Annotated in this window: 2 protein-coding genes; both read left to right on the top strand. The window is 57.4% G+C overall.

The annotated features are described in order from the left end of the window. Window positions 1–96 precede the first annotated feature (96 nt). The gene (locus CW742_RS12265; RefSeq protein ID WP_292420774.1) at window positions 97–798 is read left to right on the top strand and encodes an ABC transporter ATP-binding protein; all 702 of its coding nucleotides are present in this window, start codon (window positions 97–99) and stop codon (window positions 796–798) included. A gap of 57 nt (window positions 799–855) precedes the next feature. Then, window positions 856–1,527 carry a M48 family metallopeptidase gene (locus CW742_RS12260; protein WP_292420772.1) on the top strand — a complete coding sequence of 224 codons (672 nt, stop codon included), beginning with the start codon at window positions 856–858 and terminating at the stop codon, window positions 1,525–1,527. Window positions 1,528–1,616 lie beyond the last annotated feature (89 nt).

Raw genomic sequence — 1,616 nt, 5'->3', positions numbered from 1 at the left:
CCACCTTGCTCATTCTTGACCCATCACTGGTTGCTTGATCCGTTCCCTCGTACCCGGTATCGGGTGAAGATTACACGTCAGTCGTGAGGGACGGACATGATCGAGATATCCGACCTGAGCAAAATTAACCGTATGGAGAATGTAGAAGTGCGGGCACCAGATGGTGTCACGCTCGGCATTGCAAAGGGAGAGTTCATCGGAATCATGGGTGCGAGCGGGAGCGGCAAGACCACCCTCCTGCACATGCTCGGCCTCCTCGACGAACCAACGAATGGAAAGATCGTCATCGAAGGTACCGATGTGCTTGCCCTCTCGGACTACGAAAAGACGATGTTCCGGCTCTACAAGCTCGGGTATGTCTTCCAGGACTATGCCCTTGTCCCTGACCTGACCGTTATGGAGAATGTCTCCCTGCCGGCAATGCTCCGGAAGGACCGGAGCGAGGAACAGATCCAAAAGGACAGCGACTTCGTCTTAGAGAAAATCGGGCTCATCGACCGCCGTGACCACCTCCCCCGCGAACTCTCGGGTGGCCAGCAGCAGCGGGTCTCCATTGCCCGTGCTATTGTTAATAAACCTGACATCCTCTTCGCGGACGAACCGTGTGCGAACCTCGACACCGAGAACTCGCGGATGGTGCTTGACCTCTTCCATGACATCAACGAAGAGATGAAGCAGACCATCGTAATGGTCTCCCACGAGGACTGGCACAAGGAGTACTTCCACCGGATCGTCCGGCTCAGGGACGGGAAGATTGCAAGTGATGGGTACAACAACCATCCTCATCCTGCTGCCTAATCCGGTAACCCTCTCTTTTTCTTCCGGCACGGAGATCATGTACTGACAGCAGTGCCCATGCCCGCCATTCCCATTGAGAAGATTGTCCGCTCACGGCGCAAGACAATAGCGCTGGAGGTGACGTTCAAGGCGACCCTGGTCGTCCGCGCCCCCCACCGCGTACCGCAGGCATACATCGATGCAATGATCCAACAGAAGAGCGCCTGGATCACAAAGAAGATGGCCGAGATGCGGGCCCGGCCGCAGGCGCATGCCCGGCGGTATGAAGAGGGAGAGGTCTTCTGGTTTCTTGGGCGCCCGTATCCCCTGCACTTCACGGATGAGCCCGGGGATACCATTGTCCGCACGGACCGGCTTGAGGTCTCCCGCGCTCTCATTCCAGATGTGCGGATCGCACTGCAACGCTGGTACGTGGAGGAGGCAAAGAAGGAGATCACGGCCCGGTGCTTGTACTTCTCGATGATGACCGGGTACTCCCCCACGTCGATCCGCATCACCCATGCACAGGGGAGATGGGGCTCCTGCACGTACCGGGGCGGGCTCAACTTCAGCTGGCGCCTTGTCCAGGCACCGCTTTCGATCGTGGACTATGTCATCGTCCACGAACTCGTCCACCTCCGGCAGCATGATCATTCGAAAAAGTTCTGGGCAAAGGTCGAAGCGCTCATGCCGGATTATCAGCAGCGGCGGGAGTGGCTGCGGGAGAACGAACGGCTCCTTAAGATATGAGTTCCTCTCCTCCCTAACCGTTCCCTTATCATCCCGCCCGCCCAACAGGTAAAGATGGATTCTTTTTTTATCCGGCAGGAACTCCCGGA

The organism is Methanoregula sp. (assembly GCF_002835825.1).
Classification (GTDB): Archaea; Halobacteriota; Methanomicrobia; order Methanomicrobiales; family Methanospirillaceae; genus Methanoregula.
This window is presented reverse-complemented; position numbering and strand designations above follow the sequence as displayed.